Here is a 23,093-nt window from a genome sequence, read left to right as displayed (position 1 = left end):
ATAATAGATATTTTATTTTTAGCTTTTTAATTATTCAATTTAATAAAACCACCGTCAATAGGGTAGTCATTTCCAGTAATAAATCCAGCATCGTCACTACACAAGAAAAGTGCTAATTTGGCAATTTCTTCCGGTTGCGCCATGCGGCCTATTGGTTGGCTTGCTGATAGTTTTTCAAACATTTCTTCCTCTTTTCCAGGATAGTTTTTTGCGATAAATCCATCCACAAATGGGGTATGTACACGTGCAGGCGAAATGCTATTGCAACGAATACCGTAGGCCATGTAATCCCGTGCTACAGACATTGACATCGCGTAAATAGCCCCCTTGCTCATCGAATACGCAAAACGATCCGTGATACCAACCCATGCAGCTATGGATGCTAAATTAAGGATTGCTCCCGAACCCTGCGCCTTCATCATCGGCACAATAGCATGCAATGCATTATAAGCTCCCTTAACATTCACATTAAAAACACGCTCAAAATCTTCTGATTGACAATTTTCCAAATTACCAACATGAGCGATACCAGCATTATTTACTAAAATATCAATTTTTCCGATATTTTGTGCTATAGCAGTAATTTCTTGTTGATCAGTTACATTACAACGATTAAATGCAGCCTGACCACCCAAAGCCAAGATCTCATCAACTACAGCCTTACCGCCATCTTCATTCAAATCCAGAATATGAACTTTTGCTCCTTCTGCAGCAAATTGCAGACTGATCGCACGGCCTATCCCACTACCACCACCGGTAATTACAGCTACTTTTTGTTCTAATTTTCCCATTGTTATTTAATTGTTAATGTCAATACCAAATCTGCTTCATCTGTCGATGTTGGCAAATCCAAGCGTAGACTATTGTTCTTATAACTAAACTTAATCTCTTTCTTTCCGATAAATGTGCTTACTTTTTTCACCTGATAAGGAAGGTTATTAATCAACAATTCCTTTTTATCCGTTTTAAACACATGTAGATACACTTGGTTTCCTTTTTTTGTCAACGCATAATCGTCTGTTGGTGACACCGCCCCACCCGCTGTTCCATAGATTGTTTCACCATACACCGATAGCCATTTTCCAAGTTCTTTCAAGCGCTCCTGTTGATAGTCCTGAATCTCACCGTTTGGCATCGGGCCAACATTGAGCAATAAATTGGAACCATGACTAGCTGCCTTGACCAGGTATTTCAGCACTTCCTGAAAGGATTTTCGTGTCCGATCTTTCAGCTCAAATCCCCAAGATCCTGCAATTGTTCCACATACTTCCTTCGGTAGTTTCCCAACATCATGCGCTTTCGTGCCGAACCCAGTAGTATTCTCTCCAGGTAAATCACGTTCGAACATCTGAAAATCTTCCCCTTCAAATGGCGCCAGATGGTGGTTGTTACCCACCAAGCACTGTGGCTGTAACTTATGAATCAATTCATAGATTTCTTTGAAATGCCAATCTTCATTGGGCTTGTCCCAATGACCATCAAACCAGATCCCATCGATCTCACCGTAGTTGCTCAACAGCTCCGTTAATTGGCTTTTCATAAACTGGACATAATGATTCCAATCCCCTTTCGTTGAATCGCGCCCCGCAATGCCACCACCCGTTTTACCAACAGGCAGATAATCATCCCGGTGCCAGTCTAAAAGCGAATAGTAGAACATCACTTTTATCCCTTCGGCACGGCAAGCTTCCACCAACTCTTTCACAATATCGCGTTTGAAGGGAGATTTCTTCACCACATTATAGTCCGAAACCTGGCTGTTCCACATCGAAAATCCATCATGATGTCTGGTCGTAAAGGTGATATACTTTGCCCCTGCCTGTTTAAATAACTTCGCCCATTCTTTCGCATTAAAGGAAATTGGATTGAAAAATTTAGGCAGCAATGCATATTCATCCAAACTGATATTCTGGTTGTTCATGACCCACTCACCATCCCCCAGCACACTATATACCCCCCAATGGATAAAAACACCAAACCGAGATTGTTCAAACCACTCCCTATTTTTCAGATTTTCGGGACTCGGTTGATAATATTGCTGGCTATAGCTCGCGGATACTGATCCCATCAGCAAGGCTAAACCACAGATTACATGTTTAAGTTTCATATGTAAATGATTAGTTGTCATGGATTTTCAATAAACTCATTATACCCAACTACAAAGAAACACCTCTACGCCATGGTATGAAATCGTCTTGCCCCAACAACACCGCCTTCGGTTTCACTTCACCAGAAGCAACCTCTATTACATAATCCAAAATACGGTGTGCGGCTTCCTCAATAGTCTCTGTACCTTCGATAATGGTACCACAGTTCAAATCCAGGATATCGGGCATTTTCTCAAAAGTCTTGGTATTTGTTGATAGTTTCACAACAGGTGCAATCGGGTTACCTGTAGGGGTACCCAGCCCCGTAGTAAACAAGACAATATTAGCACCTGCTGCCACTTCTGCAGTTGTACTTTCCACATCATTACCAGGCGTACATAATAAGTTTAACCCCGGACCGTTGGCCAATTCAGGATAATCAATCACTGCTGCAACAGGTGATGTTCCTCCTTTTTTGGCAGCCCCAGCAGACTTAATTGCGTCAGTAATTAAACCATCACGAATATTGCCCGGAGAAGGATTCATATAGAATCCCGAACCATCAGCTTCAGCTTTTGCGTTGTAAGTACGCATCAGCGACATAAAACGCTCCGCCGTGGGCTCATCGATACAACGATCACTCAATTCCTGTTCCACGCCGCATAATTCAGGAAACTCCGCCAGAATCACCGATCCGCCTAAAGTCACCAAAATATCTGATACAAATCCGAGCGCCGGATTGGCCGAGATGCCCGAAAATCCGTCTGAACCACCACATTCCAGACCTATACACAATTTGTCCAATGAGGCTGGTTTGCGCTCATTTTTATCCGCTTGCATCATCCCTGCAAAAGTTGCTTTAATCGCCTTTTGCATAAGCTCTTTTTCAGTTCCTTCTTTCTGTTGTTCGAAAATATACAGTGGGCGATCAAAACCTGGACTTCGCTTTTCAATTTCAGCTTTCAGAATGGAAGCCTGCGCATGCTGACATCCTAAACTCAATACCGTTGCCCCCGCCACATTCGGATGGGTGATATAACCAGCCAAAAGGCCACATAAGGCATCCGAATCCATGCGGGTTCCGCCGCAGCCCATTTCATGGTTTAAAAACTTGATTCCATCGACATTTTTGAACAGGCGTTCCTGCTCACTGGAAGTCGAATTAGCAAGTAGATCCTGACTAAGAATCGCATTTACATCAGCACCAGACTTATATAAGCTAATGAGATCTTCTACCTCAGACACGTAATTATTGGCTTTTACTTTATAGCCCAACTTTTCTTCAAAAGCAGCCTTCAGGGTCAATACATTTCTATTTTCGCAAAAAACCAATGGAATAACCAACCAGTAATTGGCCGTTCCAACAGTCCCATTTGAACGGTGGAATCCATTGAACGTTTTATCTTTAAATGCAGAAACATCAGGTTTTGTCCAGGCTGTCTTGCGATTGCCCATTTTAAAATCTTCCGACGCATGGCGCAAGTTTTCAGTGGTAATGAGTTCCCCTTCAGCTAGGGGAGTATTCAATTTTCCTACCAGAACACCATACATCAATATCTCCGTATCTTGTTCCATTGGCTGGATGGTGAATTTATGTTTGGCAGCAACAGCTTGCTTTAATGTAAATTCCTTACCTTCAAAAACAATCGTTGTTCCCGCAGCCAAGTCCTGTAATGCAACAAGGACATTATCCATTGGATGGATCTGTAAATAGCGCTGTATAGCCATAATTATACTAATTCAAATATTTTTGTCATCATTACCCATTTCTCTCCCGGCTTTGCCCCCGGAATGGCCGCCTGGTATTTCCACATCAGCTGTTCCCATTCCTGTACTTTTTCATTGGCAGCATCCATAGCCGATTTTTTCTCAAATGAAAAGTCTTCACCCACCTCCATGTTCATAAACAATCTATTTTCAAAACGATAGATCTCCATCTGCAGAATACCTGCATCCAGAATCGAACGTTTTATTTCCGGCCAAACCTCACGGTGGTAATCCTCATATTCCTTGATCAATTGTGGATCGTCCACAAGATCTAAAGCCATGACATATCTTTTCATTACTAACTAATTAATGTGATTTAAGATTTTCGGTTTCCGCAATACTGACATTTCTATTTTGGAAAGCAAACAATAAGACAACAATAAAACAAACCAATGGCACAAAATAGCCATACTGGAAATGTCCTGTTTTATCCGAGATAAAGCCCAAAATTGGAGGTAACAAAGCACCACCAACAATAGACATTACGATCAAACTGGAAGCAGATTTGGTATCGGCACCGATACCTTGTACACCAAACGCGAATATCGTCGGAAACATAATAGACATAAAGAATGCAATACCGATCAATGCATACAAGGTCTGAATACCTGATCCGAAGATGACAAATAGGGATAGAACGATCGCTATAGCGGAATAGATGATCAGAAGCTGGGATGCTGATACAAAACGCATAAAAAATGTACCGATAAACCGGCCCAACATAAAAGCCAATCCCGCAAACCCAGCATAATCGGCCCCATCCTTACCCGATATGCCCGCAGCTTCTGTTGCATACAATACCAGGAAGCTTAAAATACAGACTTGCGCTCCCACATAGAAAAATTGAGCCACCACGGCCCAACGCACATTTTTATGACGCAACGCGTGGAAAAAACCAGCTCTACCTTCTTCCTCGGCATCTTTGATATCAGGTAATTTGGTAAAGAAAAACAAGGCAGCGATCAATAAAATCAATATTCCCAATACTACATAAGGCAATTTCACAGCAGCTGTTTCCGACTGAATATACGCCATCTTTGCCTGCTCAGCCATTTGCGCCAGTTCTTCCTGTGATTTGGGTTCATGGGATAAAATAAATTTTCCACCAAAAATCGGAGCAACAAAGGCTGCTAGTCCATTAAAGGACTGCGCAAAATTAAGCCGTTGCGCCGAAGAAGCTGGATCTCCCAAAATCGCTACATACGGATTTGCAGCGGTTTCCAGAATGGTAAGACCACAGGCTACAACGAACAATGCCCCCAAAAAGAAAACATAACTTATCGTATTGGCCGCAGGTACAAAAAGAAAACAGCCAATGGCAAAAAAGATCAATCCAATCAAAATACCCGCTTTATAGCCATATTTTTTCATGATAATTCCAGCAGGAATCGCCATCACAAAATAAGCGATAAATACAGCCGAATCGACTAAGGAAGCCTGGAAATGGGATAAACTAAACGCATTCCTCAAATGCGGAATTAAGATCGGATCAAGGTTGTGAATAAATCCCCAGAAAAAGAACAAGGATGTCACCAAAATCAAGGCAAATGCGTAACTCTTTTTATTCGTCATATTTTTCAAATGGTTATAAGTAGTTATTTAATGTAAAATAAGCTTAAAAATGCTAGACAATATTCAAGTATATTATCAAATTATTAAGCTATATTACCATAGCTAAACTGAATTATGTAACTTTACTGCATATATTTCATAATTATGAAAGCACAGCTGCTTCATTTAAACAGCAATCTTGAGCATTCGTTCAACGCGCGTAGAGACAATACACCTCAGTACCATAATCTTTGGCATTACCACGAAGAACTGGAATTAATTTATTTCGCCAAAGGCTCAGGCACCCAATTTATTGGCGATAGTGTCCGGCGCTTTGAATCGGGCGATATCACCCTTGTGGGTTCAAACCTACCTCATTATTGGTTATTTGACGAAATTTATCTTCAAGAGGAAGAAGCAGAAAGCGCAGATATTCGTGTGCTTCATTTTAAAGAGAACTTTTGGGGAAATGATTTTATTAATTTACCTGAAAATAAATCCATCAAAGACCTTATTCGCGTCTCCAAAAGAGGCATTTCATTATTGGAGTGCAGCCGACTAAAAACTGCGCAATTAATTGACGCTATCTTGGCAGCAACAGGTACCCCACGTATTATTCATTTATTAGAAATATTACAGTATATTTCGGCCGAAGAACAACATGATCTGTTAACGAGCCCCACTTTTACCATCCAGCTGCAAGATCAGGATGCCAACCGTATGCAGATTGCCATGCAATATATCGGTGAAAATTATCGCGACCAGATACGCCTGCAAGAACTTGCCTCTCTCACGGGAATGACCCCAAATTCCTTCTGCCGTTATTTCAAATCACAGATAGGAAAAACGCTCTTTCAATTTCTGATCGAAATGCGCGTGAAAACCGCTTGCAATTTATTAATAGAAAACAAACAGACGGTGAAGCAGATCTGCTTTGAATCAGGTTTTCAAAACTTTTCAAGCTTCCATAAATACTTCAAAAATGTAACCGGCACCACGCCGCTCAGCTTTCAGCGATCAAAAACTTAAGACGATTTTACCCAATAAGCTTGAATCTTCCATCAATCGATGGGCTTCCGCAGCCTCGGCAAAAGGAAGCACCTGGTATAAGGTCGGTTTGAAATCGCCAGCGCTAAGTTTCGGCCATACCTGAGACCAGATATCATCCCGTAGCACTTGCTTAAATTCACGGTCTCTCGCCCGTAATGTACTTCCCGTTAAAACAATCCGTTTCTGCATTAATTTGAGCAAGTTTAACTCGACTATTGCGCTTTCCATCGCATTAATATAAACCAAACGTCCATCGGGGTTCAAAAGGTTGATATTTTTCTCAAAATATGAACCACCAATACTGTCTAAAATAACATCAACCCCCAAAGGCTTCAGCGCCTCCAGAAAATCCTCCGTTTTATAATTTATTGTTTTGGTTGCTCCCAATGATTTACAAAAGCTAGCCTTTTCAGATGAGCTGACTGTCGTATATACTGCTGCACCAAACAAGGCCGCTAACTGAATTGCCGTACTGCCAATCCCACCAGCACCACCGTGTACCAAAAAATGATCGCCGGTCTGCAAATTCCCTCTTCGAAAGACATTGTCCCATACTGTAAATACGGTCTCAGGCAGCGAGGCTGCTTCCGCAAAATCTAAATGATCGGGAATAGGCAAACAATGTCCCTGATAGACCTTAGCATAGTTTGCATAACCTCCACCCGCTACGAGTGCACATACACGATCACCAATGTTCCAGTCAGCGACCCCGGTTCCCTTTGCGACAATAACCCCTGCTATTTCTAATCCAGGTATCCGCGCATCCACCCCGGCAGGTGCCGGATAGTTCCCTTTACGCTGAAAAACATCTGGTCTATTTACACCTGCAGCCTTTACTTCTACTAAAACTTCCAGTTCACCGATCTGCGGCATCTCCACATCGCGGACTTCCAAAACTTCGGGTCCGCCCGGTTCAGTAATAATGACAGCTTTCATCATGATTTTTTGGGATATTTCTGTAATCTTATATTGAGCGAAAGCATAAAATAACGAGCCAAACGATTGTTTCGAACGTCTAAAATATCATTTCCCACCACGGCACGTGAAATTCCAGTATTCTGATTCATTAGATCGAATCCCTGAAATCTCAACATACCCAAGTTATTCCTTCCAAAAGTATATTCCATATAGGCGTTGATTATCGTTGGATTAATATTGTTCCATGAGCTCGAATAACCCGCATTAAATTTTTGAGAAAGTTCAAGTCCCATGGTAAAATGTTTGCCCAAATAAGCTTTAGATCCCAAACCAACGATTCCAGAATGCGCCGTGATATTATCTTGTACAGGCCAGTCAAATGTGGCCCTGTTCAACGAATAGTTGCCATTTAATTCCGCTTCAAAAATATCACTCCAGGTATAGCGGAATTGAAGGGCTTGTGTAAACAAAAAGTGTCCACCAAAGCTCTTTTTATCATTGACGTACGAAATATTGTTGTAATAATCTGCATTGCCATTTAAGCTCATCTGCAAATTATCCGACAATAAAGAAGCTGTAAACAAATAATAGCTCTTAATATCATAGTAGCCTTCTGTATTGCGATAAGTCGTTTTCTGTATCGTTGAATTAGGTTCAATTGTCCGGTTGGCTACAATCTTATCATTTACTAAGTTAAAAGCAAGACTGGCTTCCAGATATTGTCCCCTCCGCGTGATGGATTTGCGATACTTTGAAACAATACTATGTGCAAATTCAGATTTCAAATCCTTATTTCCGACCACGATATTCTGTGTGTTGGTATTGTCCACCACCGGCTGTATCTGATAGAAACTAGGCTGGTTATTACGTCCATAATAGTCCATAGAAAGATCCTCTTCTTTGGTAAACTTCCATTTCAATCCAGCAGAGGGCACGAGATTAACATTTGAATAGGAGGTTTTTATCAGTTTATCTGTTGAACTTCCCGTTAATTCGGACGGCTGAACTGCAAAACCGAAGTTTACCTTTACTTTTTCGCTTAAGTCTTGGCGGTAAATCATGCCGACTTTATTGCTTGCGAAAGAATAGTCGTACTTCAAACTAAGTGAATCCACCAGTATGGGCCCGTTGTTAAAATTATTGTTATTGTCAAAAGTAGAGCGACGGGCATCAATTTTGGTATAATCGAAATCGTAATTGATCTCCAAGGTACCACCTAAATCAACGGGCTCCACCAACGACAAGCGACTTTGGATATTTTTATTCTCATTGCTGGAACGGACCATTTGATTCAGGTAAGTTTCCGTTATTTTTGGCACGTTCAAGCTGCTGTCGATCGCTCTATTAAAATCGCGCACTTCCTCATCTTTATCCAAGGAATTAAAATCCGTATGCAAAGTATAAAGTACTTTCCGCCCCGGTTTAGTAAAACTTCGCACGTAAAAAAGATCTAAAGCCGCAGCAGGGCTTTCTGTACTATTGGCCGCGCCGTAGTTCCCCGTACTACTTAACCGATTATTTTGGATCCTTCTATCTTTTAACGTATTGCTGGTCGAATTGGTCCAAGATAGTTTGGGCGATATTTTAAGCTGATCTTTGGGCGACAGCTTCATATCAAAATCCCAGTCCATTTTATGGATACGATCGATTGATTTTATTTTGTAATCTTCAAAATTACTAATCAGATTATTCGCGGCTTTGCCATACCCATATATCGATTGTAATAAGGAATTTCCCTGGATATAATTATTACGTTGCGTAAAGCTATATTTTCCGCTTGCTGTTACCGTTTTAGAAAGCGGACTAGAGAAACTACCACCTACAGAGCCGATTTTATTGACGCCGTCTGTCGGGTCCGCAAAATCCGCTAGCTCGCCCATTTCCCGCTCCCGTTCCCCGCCATTGGGCGAACCGAAAGAAAAAAGGTTGGTATTGGTATTATTGACCGAGGCGATAACAGAGTACTCTTTACCGTCATTGAAACGATTCAGTCCAGCACTCCCCAAGTAACGATCTACCGAACCACCGCCAAGCGTAGCTTGACCAAAAGTAATTTTCTTCTTATCATCTTTGAGCACAATATTCAGAACTTTTTCGGATTCAGCACTTTTAATTCCTTTTGCCGTCGCCTCGTCACCATAAAAATCAATAACTTGAACGCTTTTCACAAAATCTGCAGGAAGATTGCGTGTGGCGGTGAGCACATCGCCACCAAAGAATTTTTTACCATCCACCTTAACAGAGGATATGGGCTTACCGAAGGCGTAGACAGAACCATCCCGCGAGACCTGAATATTGGGTAATGCCTTAAGAGCCTCTTCTAAGAGTGCCCGACGATCAAATTGAAAAGCATCCAGATTAAATTGAACAGTATCCTGCTTATAGACAATGGGTTTATATTTTAGTACAACAACTTCTTTTAAAAGGGATACATGGGGAAACATGGTCAATTTTCCAACATCCAATTTAGCTGTCGTGCTATTGTACAAGGGATAACTACGTTCCAATATACTAAGGCCCAGCTGGCTACAGCTAATACGAATATCATTACCCAGTACACGATTAAAATGAAAATAACCTGTTGCGGAAGTTGATGAGAACAAGGTATCGCGGGAACTCGTCAGGTGAACACTTACACCATTTAGGGGCCTTCCAGCTGTATCGACAACAATGCCATAAACCTCTTTTTTTGACACCTGCCCTAAAGTGGTTTTGGGTAAAAAAAACAAGTTCGTTATAGCTAAAAAAAGTACTAACCGGATAATATTCCCGTCCTTTAGTTCCATCAAATAGACTTTGCAATAATACAATTCAATATAAGAATTCTTAAGCTATTAACGTAAAAAGTTGTGATTTTGTATATAAAAAAAACGAGCTGTTTTCTCAACAGCTCGTTTCTTACACTATTTTTTACAATTTATTATTCACCCGCAAAGGTAACCTTAACGAGGTGCTTATCAATTTCCCAACGGCCAGTACCATCTTCACCGATTACATCGAATAATTCAAGAATACGTCTTGCAACAAACTCCTCCTCCACTTGCTCTTCCAAGAACCATTGAACAAAGTTAAAAGTTACGTAGTCTTTTTCCTTCGCACATCTATCCGCAATATTATTGAATTGTTCAGTAACAAACATCTCTTGTTCCAATGTTTGCTCAAATACACCACGGAATGATTCAAAATCTTGAGGAATACCTGTAACTTCCGGAGAAATTGCACGACCACCGCGGTTGTTAATATAATTGAAAAGCTTCAACATGTGCTCGCGTTCTTCGTTGGATTGTTTCGCAAAAAACTCGGAAGCATTTTCCAAACCCTGATCATCACACCATGAAGACATTGCCAAATATAATGCTGAAGAATGAGCTTCAACTTTAATCTGTGCATTCAATATATTTTCGATCTCTTCTTTCAAAGAAGATTTTAATTTCAATAAATCTTTCATATTTACCTTAAGTTTAATTTCTAAAACATGAACAAGTGAAACACATGATCACCTGACTACATCACAAAGATACAGCAGATATTCAAAATGTGTATCAAGAATATGTAATACAAATTCAGTCTAAATTAGACAAACAAACCACAACTTGTTTAGAATCAATACAATTACAAATACGTGATATTGATACTTTCAATAAGCCATCAAATAAAACAATAAGTGGCAGAAAGGACTTAAAATCAGGAATGCCAACGAAAAAACAAAAGGTAGTCCATTGAGACTTATTTAAATTAAAATTAAATAAGGTCACCACAAAACAAAAAGCGGTGTACATCATAGACGTACACCGCTTTTTAAATTCGTTTATATATACTACCTAAGCGAAAACCGCAAATGGCGAAACCTGCAAACAAGTTCTGACAACGCTATTCAATTCCATCATAAATTTAGCGCCATCTAATAATTCGCGCAACTGGAGCACATCCGCTACAGTTAAGATGAAACATCTTTCTGTACGAAAAGGCATAATGATTTCAAAATCAGATGAGCGAGTTGTATCATGAAGCATATGCTCAACATCAATCCCATCGATACGTTTCTTAAATTTCAAAAAATCCGATACCGAGAAAGACGTTGTTTCATTATTATATTCCAACCAGAAACAATTTTTGCGGCTACATTGATAAACTGTACCTGCTATAGTTGAAAACACTTCCTCAACATGTGCTAACGGACAAACCAATTTTGACATTTCTATTTCCCTTATCATTTAAATCGATCAAAAATAAATATTATTTATAATCAATCCAAGTAAAACAGAAGATTATTTTGATTTAATATAAATAAGCCTTTCAACCGCTCATGGTAATAAAGCCTCCATGATTTCCTGCAGCAAATTATGAAAACCAACTGACGCTTTTTTCTGACTATAACAACAAAAAAAGGAGGCCAGTTACTACTGACCTCCTGTATGTATTCCTATGTTTTGATCGTTATTAATCGTATTCTTCTTCCTCTTCTTCCTCTAGCGCAAGTACTTCATTACGCCCATTGATCACTGTATTTTTCGTTTTTGTTTTATGTTTGTTAATCTGTCTACGCAAGGATTCTACAGCAATATCTGTCGCCTCCTCAAAGCTTTTCGCTTGCCCTTTCGCAAAAAGCTGGCTTCCCGGGATATTTAATTTAATTTCTGAAATTTTATTTGCCTCATCATCGACATTTTCCAATCGCAGGTAGCATTCGCCACCAATAATGGAATCCAAAAACTGCTCCAATTTTCCTGTTTTCTTTTTGATAAACTCGATTAGCTTTTGATCAGCAGTAAATCGAATGGATTGCACAGTAATGTTCATTTTTCCTCCTTTTTTTAAGCTTTTGGATGAGCTTGTTTATAAATAGACTTCAGTCGTTCTGCTGAGTTATGCGTGTACACTTGCGTTGCCGCAAGCCCCGCGTGCCCCAGCAGCTCCTTAATTGCATTTAAATCCGCCCCATTATCCAATAGGGCTGTTGCGAAAGTATGTCTCAAAATATGAGGACTTCTCTTACCTTGAGTCGAAATCAGCGTCAATTGCCGATGTACAATAGCATAGATCAGCTTGGCATATGCTGGCTTTCCTTCTTTCGTAACGATTAGTAAGCTGTTATTAGTATCAACAAATTGCGTCGCCTTTTGTTGCAAATAGTTTTTCAATTCTTTCAATAAAAGATTATTGATCGGAACCAAGCGTTCTTTGTTCCTTTTACCTAATATAAGAATATTTTTATTAAAAAAATCTATATCCTGCTCCTTAATTTTCAACAATTCTGCCAACCGAATCCCAGTACCGAACAACAATTCCATCACCATATAATCGCGGCAGGATTCAAACCCATCCTGCTCCTGCCCCATCTGATCCAACAAACGGACCAGCTTTTCCTTTTCAACAACAACCGGTAATTTTTTAGCAGTTTTTAACGCTTTAATAAGCGTCATGGGATTTTTCGCAATACACTCTTCTCTTTGCAAAAATTTAAAATAAGTTCGCATTGAAGACATACTCCGGTTGACTGAACTTGCATTTTTTCCGGACTCTACCATTTGCGCAAAATAATGACGCAAATCACGGTATACGATATCCTGCACAGTCAGCCCCTCACGATTCAAAAAAGACTGGAACATCTCCAGCTCATGCTTATAGGCAATAACCGTATGTTCTGAATACCTTTTTTCAATCTGCAAAAACCGAATAAACTCCTTTTCCAACATATTTTCCCTCGCTATATAGCTTAAATTACAAACTTAAAAGCACAAAAAAAAGGGAAAAGCTAGACTTTTCCCTTTATATTTTAAAATTCTCAGCGAATCAATTAGTTAGCTACATCTTGATTCAAAGATTGTTTGTAAATCGCTTTTTTCACTTGAATGCGACGAGTTACAGATCTCTTTTCGTAAGCTTGACGTGAACGCAATTCTCTTAAAACTCCAGTTTTTTCGAATTTCTTTTTGAAACGTTTCAATGCTCTATCTAAAGATTCTCCTTCTTTTACATTTACGATAATCATGCGTTATATATACCTCCTTTCGCCGCTTTTAAATTTAAAGTGGGACAAAGGTAAGCTATTTCTTTTTAAAAAGGAAAACAAAATTATTTTTTTATAACAATCCGTATTCTTCCAACAAAACTTTTAAGGGTTTCTCCCTAGTACACAATGCTGTATGCCAACCCAATTGTTTTGCTGTCGCCAGATGTTGCGGACTATCATCAATAAATAAAGTCTCCGCCGGATCCAATTGTTGTTCTTGCATGACCAATTCAAATATTTCCGCATCTGGTTTGCGCATCCCCACTAAATGGGAATAATAGGTCTTTTCAAAAAAACCTTCATTGTCGGCAACACCATATTTTTGATGAATATCATTCATACAATAGGCATAATGAATTGCATTATTGTTACTTAACAAAAATGTTCGGTATCGATCTTTCAACTGAACTAGAATCTCATGGTTACCTTGTGGTACACCAAGCAGCAAACTGTTCCAGGCCGTATCAATCTGTTCGTCCGTCAGGGCTGGATTTTGGGTTAATGCTCTTATCCCCTCACGGAATTGCGTAGAATCAATTTTTCCTTTATCAAAATTATCAAAAAGTGCACTTTGACCATGATGTCCAAATACGGCATCCACATTTTCTATACCTAACTGAGTAAAAGCATCTTTCAATTTTACAAAGTCGATCATAAAGATCACATTCCCATAATCAAGAACAATATTTTTAATTTTTTCCATTGAATTATTTTGAAATATCGATACAAATATCGATAATTGCATCGTCAAAACGGCACAACAGCTGTTTAAATTGACAAAACGACCTGCTCCTATAGCTCAGTCGGTTAGAGTAGAAGACTCATAATCTTTTGGTCCCTGGTTCGAGCCCAGGTGGGAGCACAAAAAATCCTCATCATGCGATGAGGATTTTTTTATAACTACCCTTTTTATATTTCCTTTCGATTATCGTCCGATTCAATATCGATCAATTTATTGTAAGGGTCTATGCCGACCTGTTCAGGTTTTTGATCAACAACTAGCGTCATCGTATTGTTGATTCGATCGATTTTATGCTTTTTTAGATAAAGCTCCTGACGTTTATTACCGTCTTTGCTTTTCTTATCCGAGAAAACGCCGACTTCAATATAGTCTGCCAATGGCAATGATTTCAGGGTCACACGATCTGATTTCTTAAAGGACAGTGGCTGTCCACCTTCGTCATTGTAACTCTTTTTCCCATTGCCATCTACGCGGTATTTAGAAACTTCAAATTGGATATCAACCTGATATTTACCATTCTTAAGTTTCTTAGAACTTACTTTTTCTATTTTGTTGTTATATAGGGTGATCGTTTCAAACATATCTTTAATCAGGTAACGTAAGGAATCTGGAGTCGCCTGTCTAAAACTATCCACAAACTCCGACGACGTTGTATACGGTGGGTTTTGAAACGCTGTACGTTGTAAATAGGATTGAGCTGTCCGGTTAAAAAGATCCTCGCCCAGATAATCGCTCAAGGCATACAGTACCAAGGATCCCTTTTGGTAATGAATATACATTTGATTTTCATTATACATCAACGGCTTTTCACCGAGTTTTTCGGCACTTCGCCCTTGTAAATAGCCATCGAGCGCATCTTTGAGAAACTTACGCATCTGCCCTTTCCCATATCTTCTTTCCAAAACCTTTAGCGATGAATATTCCGACATACTTTCGGACATCAATGTCGCTCCCTGCACATTGGCTCCTACCACTTGATGTGCCCACCACTGATGTGCAATTTCATGGGCTGTTACCGCGTAGGGATAATCGACTGCATCTTCCTTTTTCTCATTGACATCAGCAATAAAGCCGATCGCTTCGGAAAAAGGAATAGTATTGGCAAAGGACTGTGCGAAAGTTCCTGCTGTGCGCGGAAATTCAATAATACGTAATTGTCGATGCGGGTAAGTACTATATTCTTTCGTATAGTAAGCCAAAGAAGCTTTACTGGAAGCCATCATGCGATCCAGGTTATAGGTATGCCCCTTATGGTAATAGATCTCTAAATTAACCCCATTCCACTTATCTTTTTTGACTTCATATTCGGCAGAATTAAAAGCAAAAAAGTTCAGGATTTCTGAATCCATCTTATACTGATAGTACTTACGACCATCTTTTTCCCATTCTTTTGTGAGATAGCCTGGAGCAATAGCCAACTGATTTTTGGCTGTGCTAACCGTAGCTTCAAAACGGATCCAATCGGCATCATTAGATATATAGTTATTCTGAAGGGCCCTTTTGTCAGTCTGTGGAGCCATTCTATCCCGGTGTGGCAGTCCGTATTTCTTTCGAATATCATTATCTACCAGCTCGCCACGGTCAAGATAGCCTATATTCGGAAAAAGCATATTGTTGATAAAAGTGCCATTGCCCTTCACAGGAGACTTTTCATTTATCCAGGTGTTGGCCGGACTAGCCGTGCTAAATTTCAATACAATAGAATCGCCCGGAGCCATAGGCTTTTCGAGTTTATAAATATTGAAATTATATTTATCGTCCGCCGATATCAATTTATTCGGCACACTTAAAGAAAAGGTATAATCGTAATCATTATAATTGACGAAAATGGAATCTATAGGCGTATTCGTCTTGTTTTTTAGCACATAGGCCGCATTCGCTTTAAAACTACGCTTATCGGGAAAAATATCTAAATTAAACTTGACATCCACGACACGGGGCTGCGGCCTGTATTGGTACTTTTTATATTTCTTCTCCCATTCCAAAGCCTGTTTTTCATGATCTAAACTGGTATAATAGGGATTTTTAACATGATTTTCGTAATAGATTGCAGCACCGATGCCGATAAAGCCCACAAAGGCAAAAATGAGTATCGCCGTGGTTACCGGCCCCAAGTTCGCCTTAAAAATACGCCAACGCTCGCCAATTCCTGAAAAACTACCTCTCCGCCACAACAACAGGGCTATAACAGCAAAGAACACTGCAAAAAGTAGCCAATAAACCCGATAGGTTAAAAACGGTAGAACGTAACCAAATCCATCCATATCCGAGTAATCGAGATCCGGTCCCTGATTAAATTGATAGATCTCTTGTTCTACACCCACCATAGATAAAAAAGGTAATCCAATAAAAAGTGTCAACAACACAAAAAATCCAGCCAGGTAATTCTTGAAAAGCGTATGGACAAAAAGCGAAATGAAGAGCCACACCAAGTTTGACAGCATACCGTATACCATCAGGTGCATCACATATTGTCCGATTTCAAAATTATAATAACGATAGTATATTTGGAAGCCCATGCAGGTCACAATCACAACGGCCAGCAAGGTTAATTGCATCAAAAGAATTGCGAGAACCTTCGATCCCATAAAAGCCCAGTTGGGTACCGCTGTGGTATCCAGTAGTCCTCCCATCCGAGTAATACTTCCACGATGCACAAGAAGTCCCGTAAAAAGAAAAGTGAGGATCAGCAGGAAAAATTTAAATGTAGTCCCCGGGATCATCAGCATTTTCCAGGTCACGGGATAGGTCGACGTTCCGAATATCGAACCAATGGTACTTGCCATTAAGATAATGAACAATACCCCTACCAAAGTCAATATTAAAAACACCGGATTTTTGACAATATATTGGTAGTCATACCGTGCCATCATCCACATTGTTCTTAAATAATGAAATGTCGAAAAATCATAATTTACTTTAGGTAGATTGATTTTGAAGACACTATCAAAGTTATTTTTGGTTAAACGGGCTCCTTTTTTCGACGATTTAAAGGAAATCGAATGTTGTGAAAAAGAAAACAACACATAAAACCCGCCAATGAATAGGGCTGCGACCGCAAGCCATATTAACCGGTTATAAATAACAGCTCCAGTAAATGGCAGGTTGTTTACATTCTTCTCTTCAGGAGACCAGTATTGTGTATAATACGAGATGGCACTATCCCCAAAAGGATCGATCAATGCCCCTACGAAACGGTTGTCCATGTTGTTTGCCAGATTCTGAACCAGCACCTGAAGAATAATAAGAATCAGCACCGCAACAAAACCAACGTATACGTTTCGTGTCAATGTTACCAGCACAAAGATAATTGCACTAAAAATAATGAGATTAGGGATAACCTGCACAAGATAGGTTTGTAAATAAGCCCCAACCTGAATTGGCCCCAAAAGGGATTGATTGATGCCTGGTACAAATTGTGCAACGATAATCCCCAGGGTTGAAGCAAATACAATAACCAATACAACAGCCACCGATCCAAAGAATTTACCGAGTAGATAATCCGTTTTTGAGAAAGGGTAACTGAAAAGTATCGTATGCACCTGATATTGAAAATCCCGGTAGACGCAGGCTCCAACGATGGACGGTATCAAAAAATAGATAATAGTCGACATACCGTTGACCATGCCGTTAATTGCCCAAGGAGAATTCATCATGGTATTGGACGAAGTCGTTGCCGTTATACCGTCAAAAATACCGAGTGAAGACAGCATAATGAACAACGAAAGCGCAAAGAAGAGTGCAATATAGATGTAGACGGCCGAACTCTTAAACCAACGCGCAAACTCAAAATTAAAAATGGCTCTAAACATGGCGTTGATCATTTTTTAGCGCCACAAAATAGACATCCTCCAATTGGCCTTGAGCGTTCACAAATGATTCATCAGGACGCTCATCGCTGTACACCCGAATATTGAGCGTGTTGTCCTGATTGTAATTGGTTGAAATAACGTTATATTTTTGTGTATACTCATCCAATTGATCCCGACTGATGATACGTACCCAGATTTTACCTTCCAATTGGTCGATGGATTCTTTAGGAGTGCCCCTCAAAAGAATCTTTCCCCCATTCAGAATGGCCAACTCATGGCAGAGTTCACGCACATCATCCACGATATGCGTGGAAAAAATAACAGTATGATCGGTACCTATCTCGCGTAGCACATTTAAAAAACGATGTCTTTCCGCTGGGTCAAGCCCTGCGGTCGGTTCATCAACAATGATTAACTTAGGATCATTCAGCAACAATTGCGCTATACCAAAACGTTGCTTCATACCGCCCGAATAACCACTTACACTTTTATTGCGCACGTCCCAAAGATTGGTTACCTCAAGAACACGATTGATAATGGCATCCCGATCCGCTTTAGATTTAATTCCTTTCAATTTTGCAAAATATTGCAGCAGGTCTGATGCCGACAGATTGGGATAAACACCAAATTCCTGTGGTAAATAACCCAAAACTTTCCGTAAATCGAGCTGATTTTTGAGTACCTCAATATCACCAAAAGTAATACGCCCACTGTCGGGTTTCTGAAGTGTCGCAATCGTCCGCATTAAAGAAGATTTGCCTGCACCATTTGGCCCCAGTAGACCAAACATCCCAGGCTTGATTTCTAAGTTTACGCCATCTAAAGCTTTTACCCCATTAGAATAGGTCTTACTAAGGGTCTCTATTGATAAATTCATAATTTATTTTAACTGTTAATAATATGTTAGTATACCGAAACAATGATATGTTACATCAATATAGTAAAAGTTAAAAATAAACGAAAATAAAATACCTCCAATAGACTGGACTGTAAACAAAGCAACAGCATTTTACGGGTTAGCTATCCATCGGAAAAGATGAATCTGCAGCTGGATCAAAAAATCACTATAGGATCAAAAAGAATGAAGAAGTCTACTGGAAACTCCGCAATAATGGCTGGGTACTGCAACGAAAAGACCCACCAAAGCTACGGCTGACCTGAAAATCAACGTATTCAACCTGCATCCCCAGTGCTGAGAGTTTGTCCCCTAAGTAGGCAAAAATAGGATCTGTCACATAGACCTCCGGATTAATGGGCAGACCATTCGTCGCCAGCAAACTCGCCTCTTCCAAATTCACCAGGATTTTGTCCCAAGCCTTCAATTTTTGGGGTATCCCATGGATAAAGGCTTCTTCACAAACAATCATCAACCCCTCCCGGATCATACCAAGTGCACAGTCCAAATGGAGTATATTGGGATGAAGTTTTACTTCTTCAACCTGGTAGCCATAAGGATGCAATAATTTAGAAAGCCATTTGATGCCAAGACTATTCGAAGCAAGTCCAGAATTGCCAACAAAAACATGCTTTCCATAGACCAAAATATCCCCGCCCTCGATAAAGGGACCGTGCCATAGCGCAAGATCATCCTGCTCTGCTATTGCTGGTCTTGGCGCTGCTACATAAAGGCAGTCCTGTTGATAAACTTCACGTTCCAACAGATCCCGGATTGGCCATATTTCATTACGTCGCTGCATAAAACGGATGGATCCTTCAATCACAGCATGTCCAATTGTAAAAAATGGATCGCGAACAAAGAAATTGGAATAACCATGCTCTCCCCCTGCCCATTTCTCCAATGCTGTTAAATGACGGGGCCGCAACACTTCCACCCCATATTTTTCCAACACCAAAGCAAAATTGTGGCGTTCTTGTTCCCATAACCGCTGCAACTCCGGATATACTTCTCCAAAATCCTTTCCTGCATGGGTATCATCCTCCTCCAGGGCGGTCGAAGACAAAAATCGAAGATCATCCATTTTCATCATTTTGGGAAAGCCAAATTCGGAAACCGTCAAAATAACTTTCTTTAATGGCGCAAACTCATTTTCTACAAAGATCATAACACTGATTTTAGTACAATTTGCTTTTTTTTAATAGAAAAAGCAACTATTTGAAAGAGGAAACTAAATTCCCAAAACCCAGCGTACATTGAACAAATCAGTTACCTCAATAAATTTATGTGCTGTATCACCAGATTTATTTTTGATCCTTTGGGATGTAAGTTTTCCGATTAATTCCTCGCGATCAGCATTGTCCTGACAGGGAACAAATACAGCTACATAGTTTCCCACTTTCCGACCTTCATTGTGTACGAGATCGGAGCCATAGATGACAATGCGTTCGGAAATAAGAGCGGCACTCACCACAGGAGTTTCAACATAGCCTTGAAGGGGTTCTTCGAACATCTCGAAATGTAAAGTGCCCCCGAAACAAGTCTGGTAAAAGGTAAGTGCTGCCCTACAGTTTCCTGAGAATGTAATGAATATTCCGCTTTGCAAGCGTTCCATCTGCTCAACTAGCATAATTTAAATTGATTAAGCGTCCGGTATTTCAGGTTCCACAAGCTTTTTCATTTTTTCCAAAGATTCTTGCCACCCAAGATAACACATCTCCGCGGGAATAATCTCGGGAATTCCCGTCTGTTCAATCTGAAGTTCAGTGCCACAGATCACTTTACGCAAAGAAACAGTCGTAGTCATTTCACCTGGTAAATCAGGGTCATCAAAGCGGTCCACGTACTTGATAAAACCATTTGGTTCAATCTCTAGATACTCACCACCGAAGGAATGACTATGACCTGTACTAAAATTGGTGAAAGTCATTTTGAAACTTCCCCCGACTTTAAATTCCATGTGTTGTACGGTACATAGAAAACCGTAAGGAGGAAGCCAGCTGGCATGTGCTATCGGGTCTGCAAAAGCACGGAACACTTTTTCAGGGCTCGCCTGAATAATTCGATGTAAAGAAACATGATTCGTTTTCATAGCTATATCGTTTATAAATAAATTACTACTGCTGGTTTTTTGTTTTACTTTTTCTATTAGGCATTATTTTAGGACAATCCAATCTAATAAGGCCTTAAACAACTGAGGTCTGATGATACGTTCCTGTATTGCTCATATCTTTGCTGCTCAAGCGGGCTATTCTACCCTGATAGACGTAAGAAACAGCGAGTACCGCCAATATCACAATAGGCATGGCCATAAATGCAGCATTTTTGTCAACACAGGCATGACTGATAAAAGCAAATATTAAGTTAAATGTCAATCCAGCATAAGCCCATTCTTTTAATTTACCTGGAACCTGTGGTACAGCAATTGCAATAACGCCCAACACCTTACAGATGATTAATGCATAGGCAAAATAGTCGGGGTATCCCAACGGTTTTGTGCCCGCATTGATATATTGAGGAGCAAATAATAGTGTTCCAAGTGGCATTAGTCCTTCCCAGAGAACTATAAATACCGTTGCTATCCAAAAAGCAATTTTGTTCTTTTTCATTGTATAAGTCGTTTGTGTAAGTGTATAATTTCAGTTCTGATTCACCTTGAAGTCAGGAAATATTAATTCGCAGATTCTACGTAGTTTACGAAGTTATTCAGAATAGCCTCCCAACCCGATTTTTGCAGTTCAGGATCATTTTCCTGTTCCGCTTCAAATACTGTAGTTACGTTAGTTTGCCCTTCCGTTTCCGAGAAAAACGTGTTTACAGTTCTTCCATCAGCCATGGTATAAGCAATTTCCCGATATAGATTTACCGTATGGTAGGTTCCTTCGAAGTCAAACCCAAAGCTTCCGTCTTTCGCCTCCATTCTATTTTTAAAAGTTCCATCTACACGAAGGTCATTTTCACTACTTGGGCAGTGCCAGCTCGGATCTGCCGTATTCCATTGCATGATATCCACAGGATTGTTCCAAAGTTTCCATACTTTTTCTACAGGAGCGTTAATCGCGGCTTCAACTGTAATTTTTGTCTGTCTTTCCATTGTTTTTCTATTGTTTATATTGATATAACAAAGATGCAAAGGATCACAACATTGCGGCTGTTGCAAAGACGACAACTTTAGGGGTAGATTACGACAAAAACTATTTGTACCTTTATATCATAAACCAAAAATGATATGCAAATCTCTGTTTTTGTTCCCGAATACGGTACTATCGAAGGTATTACCCCTGCGTTCAGAACCTTTCATACGGCCAATGAATTTCTAACGGCCTTTGGAAAACAGCCTATTTTTGAAGTCGAATATGTAGGTTTAACGACTTACGTCCCGGCCAATAGCGGGGAGTATACCATCAAGACAAACCGACTACTACAGGACGTTCAGAAAACAGATCTGCTTATTATACCGCCTATTTTTGGCAACATAGAAAAAGGAATACGTGATAATGCCGAAGCGATCCCTTATTTCACAAAACTGTACCACAAAGGGGCTAGTCTTGCCAGTCTATGTGTGGGTGCTTTCTTGCTCGCTGAGACCGGTCTTTTAGATGGGAAAAAATGTTCGACACACTGGGCACATATCGAAGAGTTCAAGGAAAAATACCCCCACATTGAAATTGAAGATGGTGCCGTGATCACTGAACATGAAAATATCTACAGCAGTGGTGGCGCGAGCAGTTTATGGAATCTGATCCTCTATTTAGTGGAAAAGTATGCCGATAGGGAAACAGCCGTACTCATAGCCAAATATTTCGCACTGGATATCAGCCGGGATAATCAATCGCAATTCGCCATATTCAGAGGCCAACGTAATCATGCTGATCTGGATATCCAACAAGCTCAAGACTATATCGAGAAGAAGTACGAGGAGAAAATTACAGTCGAAGAACTGGCCAATCATGTCAATATTGGGCGGCGAACATTTGAACGGAGATTCAAAGAAGCAACCAATAACACGCCTGTTGAATACCTGCAACGCGTACGCATCGAAGCTGCAAAAAAGTTCTTCGAAGCATCACGAAAAAACGTCTCTGAGGTCATGTATGATGTAGGTTATACAGATACAAAAGCCTTTCGAGATATTTTCCGAAAAATTACTGGCCTTACACCAATAGATTATCGAAACAAATTTGCCAAGGTGACCGCCGATGTTGCCATCGAGCAATAAGCTTTGATCAACAATAAAGCCACTCAGGGGAGTGGCTTT

Annotated in this window: 22 protein-coding genes and 1 tRNA gene; 3 read left to right on the top strand and 20 right to left on the bottom strand. The window is 40.1% G+C overall.

Features of this window, described 5'->3' with window-relative positions; translation table 11 throughout:
- Positions 1-26 precede the first annotated feature (26 nt).
- From B3600_RS13465 to fucP, 5 genes are read right to left on the bottom strand one after another with little or no spacing between them, the layout of a single operon-like run.
- A complete protein-coding gene (locus B3600_RS13465; RefSeq protein ID WP_046672143.1) occupies positions 27-791 on the bottom strand; it encodes an SDR family NAD(P)-dependent oxidoreductase in 765 nt (254 codons plus the stop codon).
- 2 nt (positions 792-793) lie between these two features.
- Positions 794-2,107: an alpha-L-fucosidase gene (locus B3600_RS13460; protein WP_286753259.1), complete on the bottom strand. Its 1,314-nt coding sequence runs from the start codon at positions 2,105-2,107 to the stop codon at positions 794-796.
- A 49-nt stretch (positions 2,108-2,156) separates the two neighbouring features.
- Positions 2,157-3,815: a UxaA family hydrolase gene (locus tag B3600_RS13455; RefSeq protein ID WP_286753258.1), complete on the bottom strand. Its 1,659-nt coding sequence runs from the start codon at positions 3,813-3,815 to the stop codon at positions 2,157-2,159.
- A 2-nt stretch (positions 3,816-3,817) separates the two neighbouring features.
- Positions 3,818-4,150, bottom strand: a complete 333-nt coding sequence (locus tag B3600_RS13450) for an L-rhamnose mutarotase (RefSeq protein WP_046672141.1) — start codon at positions 4,148-4,150, stop codon at positions 3,818-3,820.
- A 10-nt stretch (positions 4,151-4,160) separates the two neighbouring features.
- Positions 4,161-5,426 (bottom strand): L-fucose:H+ symporter permease, encoded by a 1,266-nt coding sequence (gene fucP / locus B3600_RS13445; RefSeq protein ID WP_070563743.1) that lies wholly within the window; start codon positions 5,424-5,426, stop codon positions 4,161-4,163.
- Positions 5,427-5,570: 144 nt separating this feature from the next.
- Here fucP and B3600_RS13440 point away from each other — a divergent pair, with 144 nt between their 5' ends.
- Positions 5,571-6,434, top strand: a complete 864-nt coding sequence (locus B3600_RS13440) for an AraC family transcriptional regulator (RefSeq protein ID WP_070563746.1) — start codon at positions 5,571-5,573, stop codon at positions 6,432-6,434.
- Here the strand turns inward: B3600_RS13440 and B3600_RS13435 are convergent.
- The 8 genes from B3600_RS13435 to B3600_RS13400 all read right to left on the bottom strand — a co-directional run bounded on the left by B3600_RS13435 (position 6,423) and on the right by B3600_RS13400 (position 14,089).
- On the bottom strand, positions 6,423-7,394 hold the full coding sequence (locus B3600_RS13435; RefSeq protein ID WP_312522780.1) for an NAD(P)H-quinone oxidoreductase: 972 nt from the start codon (positions 7,392-7,394) through the stop codon (positions 6,423-6,425). The two genes, B3600_RS13440 and B3600_RS13435, sit on opposite strands and share 12 nt — an antisense overlap.
- Positions 7,391-10,159 carry a TonB-dependent receptor gene (locus tag B3600_RS13430; protein ID WP_286753257.1) on the bottom strand — a complete coding sequence of 923 codons (2,769 nt, stop codon included), beginning with the start codon at positions 10,157-10,159 and terminating at the stop codon, positions 7,391-7,393. Before B3600_RS13430 ends, B3600_RS13435 begins: the two co-directional genes overlap by 4 nt.
- Positions 10,160-10,293: 134 nt before the next feature.
- Positions 10,294-10,821 (bottom strand): ferritin, encoded by a 528-nt coding sequence (locus B3600_RS13425; RefSeq protein WP_070563752.1) that lies wholly within the window; start codon positions 10,819-10,821, stop codon positions 10,294-10,296.
- A gap of 373 nt (positions 10,822-11,194) precedes the next feature.
- Positions 11,195-11,569 (bottom strand): DUF6686 family protein, encoded by a 375-nt coding sequence (locus B3600_RS13420; RefSeq protein WP_046672136.1) that lies wholly within the window; start codon positions 11,567-11,569, stop codon positions 11,195-11,197.
- Between the two features lie 244 nt (positions 11,570-11,813).
- Positions 11,814-12,173 carry a ribosome hibernation-promoting factor, HPF/YfiA family gene (gene hpf, locus B3600_RS13415; RefSeq protein WP_286753256.1) on the bottom strand — a complete coding sequence of 120 codons (360 nt, stop codon included), beginning with the start codon at positions 12,171-12,173 and terminating at the stop codon, positions 11,814-11,816.
- A 14-nt stretch (positions 12,174-12,187) separates the two neighbouring features.
- Positions 12,188-13,069, bottom strand: coding sequence for a tyrosine-type recombinase/integrase (locus B3600_RS13410; protein ID WP_286753255.1), 882 nt, complete (start codon positions 13,067-13,069; stop codon positions 12,188-12,190).
- A gap of 101 nt (positions 13,070-13,170) precedes the next feature.
- Positions 13,171-13,365 (bottom strand): 30S ribosomal protein S21, encoded by a 195-nt coding sequence (gene rpsU / locus B3600_RS13405; RefSeq protein ID WP_046672133.1) that lies wholly within the window; start codon positions 13,363-13,365, stop codon positions 13,171-13,173.
- Positions 13,366-13,456: 91 nt separating this feature from the next.
- Positions 13,457-14,089: an HAD family hydrolase gene (locus tag B3600_RS13400; protein ID WP_172462466.1), complete on the bottom strand. Its 633-nt coding sequence runs from the start codon at positions 14,087-14,089 to the stop codon at positions 13,457-13,459.
- 85 nt (positions 14,090-14,174) lie between these two features.
- Between B3600_RS13400 and B3600_RS13395 the strand changes: the two genes are divergently transcribed.
- Positions 14,175-14,248 (top strand) — tRNA-Ile (locus B3600_RS13395).
- Positions 14,249-14,295: 47 nt separating this feature from the next.
- Here the strand turns inward: B3600_RS13395 and B3600_RS13390 are convergent.
- From B3600_RS13390 to B3600_RS13360, 7 genes are all read right to left on the bottom strand, one after another.
- Positions 14,296-17,940, bottom strand: coding sequence for a M1 family aminopeptidase (locus B3600_RS13390; RefSeq protein ID WP_286753254.1), 3,645 nt, complete (start codon positions 17,938-17,940; stop codon positions 14,296-14,298).
- Positions 17,933-18,817 carry an ABC transporter ATP-binding protein gene (locus B3600_RS13385; RefSeq protein WP_286753253.1) on the bottom strand — a complete coding sequence of 295 codons (885 nt, stop codon included), beginning with the start codon at positions 18,815-18,817 and terminating at the stop codon, positions 17,933-17,935. Before B3600_RS13385 ends, B3600_RS13390 begins: the two co-directional genes overlap by 8 nt.
- A gap of 214 nt (positions 18,818-19,031) precedes the next feature.
- Entirely contained in the window at positions 19,032-20,003 is a 972-nt protein-coding gene (locus B3600_RS13380; RefSeq protein WP_286753252.1) for a dimethylarginine dimethylaminohydrolase family protein, read from the bottom strand.
- A gap of 63 nt (positions 20,004-20,066) precedes the next feature.
- Positions 20,067-20,465 carry a glyoxalase gene (locus B3600_RS13375; RefSeq protein WP_112375658.1) on the bottom strand — a complete coding sequence of 133 codons (399 nt, stop codon included), beginning with the start codon at positions 20,463-20,465 and terminating at the stop codon, positions 20,067-20,069.
- A 12-nt stretch (positions 20,466-20,477) separates the two neighbouring features.
- A complete protein-coding gene (locus B3600_RS13370; RefSeq protein WP_286753251.1) occupies positions 20,478-20,927 on the bottom strand; it encodes an SRPBCC family protein in 450 nt (149 codons plus the stop codon).
- A 94-nt stretch (positions 20,928-21,021) separates the two neighbouring features.
- Positions 21,022-21,444 carry a DoxX family protein gene (locus B3600_RS13365; protein WP_286753250.1) on the bottom strand — a complete coding sequence of 141 codons (423 nt, stop codon included), beginning with the start codon at positions 21,442-21,444 and terminating at the stop codon, positions 21,022-21,024.
- A 62-nt stretch (positions 21,445-21,506) separates the two neighbouring features.
- Entirely contained in the window at positions 21,507-21,929 is a 423-nt protein-coding gene (locus tag B3600_RS13360) for an SRPBCC domain-containing protein (RefSeq protein WP_112375656.1), read from the bottom strand.
- Positions 21,930-22,064: 135 nt separating this feature from the next.
- Between B3600_RS13360 and B3600_RS13355 the strand changes: the two genes are divergently transcribed.
- Positions 22,065-23,054, top strand: coding sequence for a GlxA family transcriptional regulator (locus B3600_RS13355; protein WP_046672125.1), 990 nt, complete (start codon positions 22,065-22,067; stop codon positions 23,052-23,054).
- Positions 23,055-23,093 lie beyond the last annotated feature (39 nt).

Origin of the sequence: Sphingobacterium sp. UBA2480 (assembly GCF_002341965.1) — a bacterium.
GTDB classification, from domain to species: Bacteria; Bacteroidota; Bacteroidia; order Sphingobacteriales; family Sphingobacteriaceae; genus Sphingobacterium; species Sphingobacterium multivorum.
This window is presented reverse-complemented; position numbering and strand designations above follow the sequence as displayed.

Bases quoted from the DNA above. Each gene is read 5' to 3' on its own strand.
- B3600_RS13365 (WP_286753250.1), bottom strand. From the start codon at position 21,444: ATGAAAAAGAACAAAATTGCTTTTTGGATAGCAACGGTATTTATAGTT.
- B3600_RS13460 (WP_286753259.1), bottom strand. From the start codon at position 2,107: ATGAAACTTAAACATGTAATCTGTGGTTTAGCCTTGCTGATGGGATCA.
- B3600_RS13440 (WP_070563746.1), top strand. From the start codon at position 5,571: ATGAAAGCACAGCTGCTTCATTTAAACAGCAATCTTGAGCATTCGTTC.
- B3600_RS13420 (WP_046672136.1), bottom strand. From the start codon at position 11,569: ATGTCAAAATTGGTTTGTCCGTTAGCACATGTTGAGGAAGTGTTTTCA.
- rpsU (WP_046672133.1), bottom strand. From the start codon at position 13,365: ATGATTATCGTAAATGTAAAAGAAGGAGAATCTTTAGATAGAGCATTG.
- B3600_RS13425 (WP_070563752.1), bottom strand. From the start codon at position 10,821: ATGAAAGATTTATTGAAATTAAAATCTTCTTTGAAAGAAGAGATCGAA.
- B3600_RS13450 (WP_046672141.1), bottom strand. From the start codon at position 4,150: ATGAAAAGATATGTCATGGCTTTAGATCTTGTGGACGATCCACAATTG.
- B3600_RS13360 (WP_112375656.1), bottom strand. From the start codon at position 21,929: ATGGAAAGACAGACAAAAATTACAGTTGAAGCCGCGATTAACGCTCCT.
- B3600_RS13400 (WP_172462466.1), bottom strand. From the start codon at position 14,089: ATGGAAAAAATTAAAAATATTGTTCTTGATTATGGGAATGTGATCTTT.
- B3600_RS13465 (WP_046672143.1), bottom strand. From the start codon at position 791: ATGGGAAAATTAGAACAAAAAGTAGCTGTAATTACCGGTGGTGGTAGT.
- B3600_RS13385 (WP_286753253.1), bottom strand. From the start codon at position 18,817: ATGAATTTATCAATAGAGACCCTTAGTAAGACCTATTCTAATGGGGTA.
- fucP (WP_070563743.1), bottom strand. From the start codon at position 5,426: ATGACGAATAAAAAGAGTTACGCATTTGCCTTGATTTTGGTGACATCC.
- B3600_RS13375 (WP_112375658.1), bottom strand. From the start codon at position 20,465: ATGCTAGTTGAGCAGATGGAACGCTTGCAAAGCGGAATATTCATTACA.
- B3600_RS13455 (WP_286753258.1), bottom strand. From the start codon at position 3,815: ATGGCTATACAGCGCTATTTACAGATCCATCCAATGGATAATGTCCTT.
- B3600_RS13355 (WP_046672125.1), top strand. From the start codon at position 22,065: ATGCAAATCTCTGTTTTTGTTCCCGAATACGGTACTATCGAAGGTATT.
- B3600_RS13390 (WP_286753254.1), bottom strand. From the start codon at position 17,940: ATGTTTAGAGCCATTTTTAATTTTGAGTTTGCGCGTTGGTTTAAGAGT.
- hpf (WP_286753256.1), bottom strand. From the start codon at position 12,173: ATGAACATTACTGTGCAATCCATTCGATTTACTGCTGATCAAAAGCTA.
- B3600_RS13435 (WP_312522780.1), bottom strand. From the start codon at position 7,394: ATGATGAAAGCTGTCATTATTACTGAACCGGGCGGACCCGAAGTTTTG.
- B3600_RS13410 (WP_286753255.1), bottom strand. From the start codon at position 13,069: ATGTTGGAAAAGGAGTTTATTCGGTTTTTGCAGATTGAAAAAAGGTAT.
- B3600_RS13370 (WP_286753251.1), bottom strand. From the start codon at position 20,927: ATGAAAACGAATCATGTTTCTTTACATCGAATTATTCAGGCGAGCCCT.
- B3600_RS13430 (WP_286753257.1), bottom strand. From the start codon at position 10,159: ATGGAACTAAAGGACGGGAATATTATCCGGTTAGTACTTTTTTTAGCT.
- B3600_RS13380 (WP_286753252.1), bottom strand. From the start codon at position 20,003: ATGATCTTTGTAGAAAATGAGTTTGCGCCATTAAAGAAAGTTATTTTG.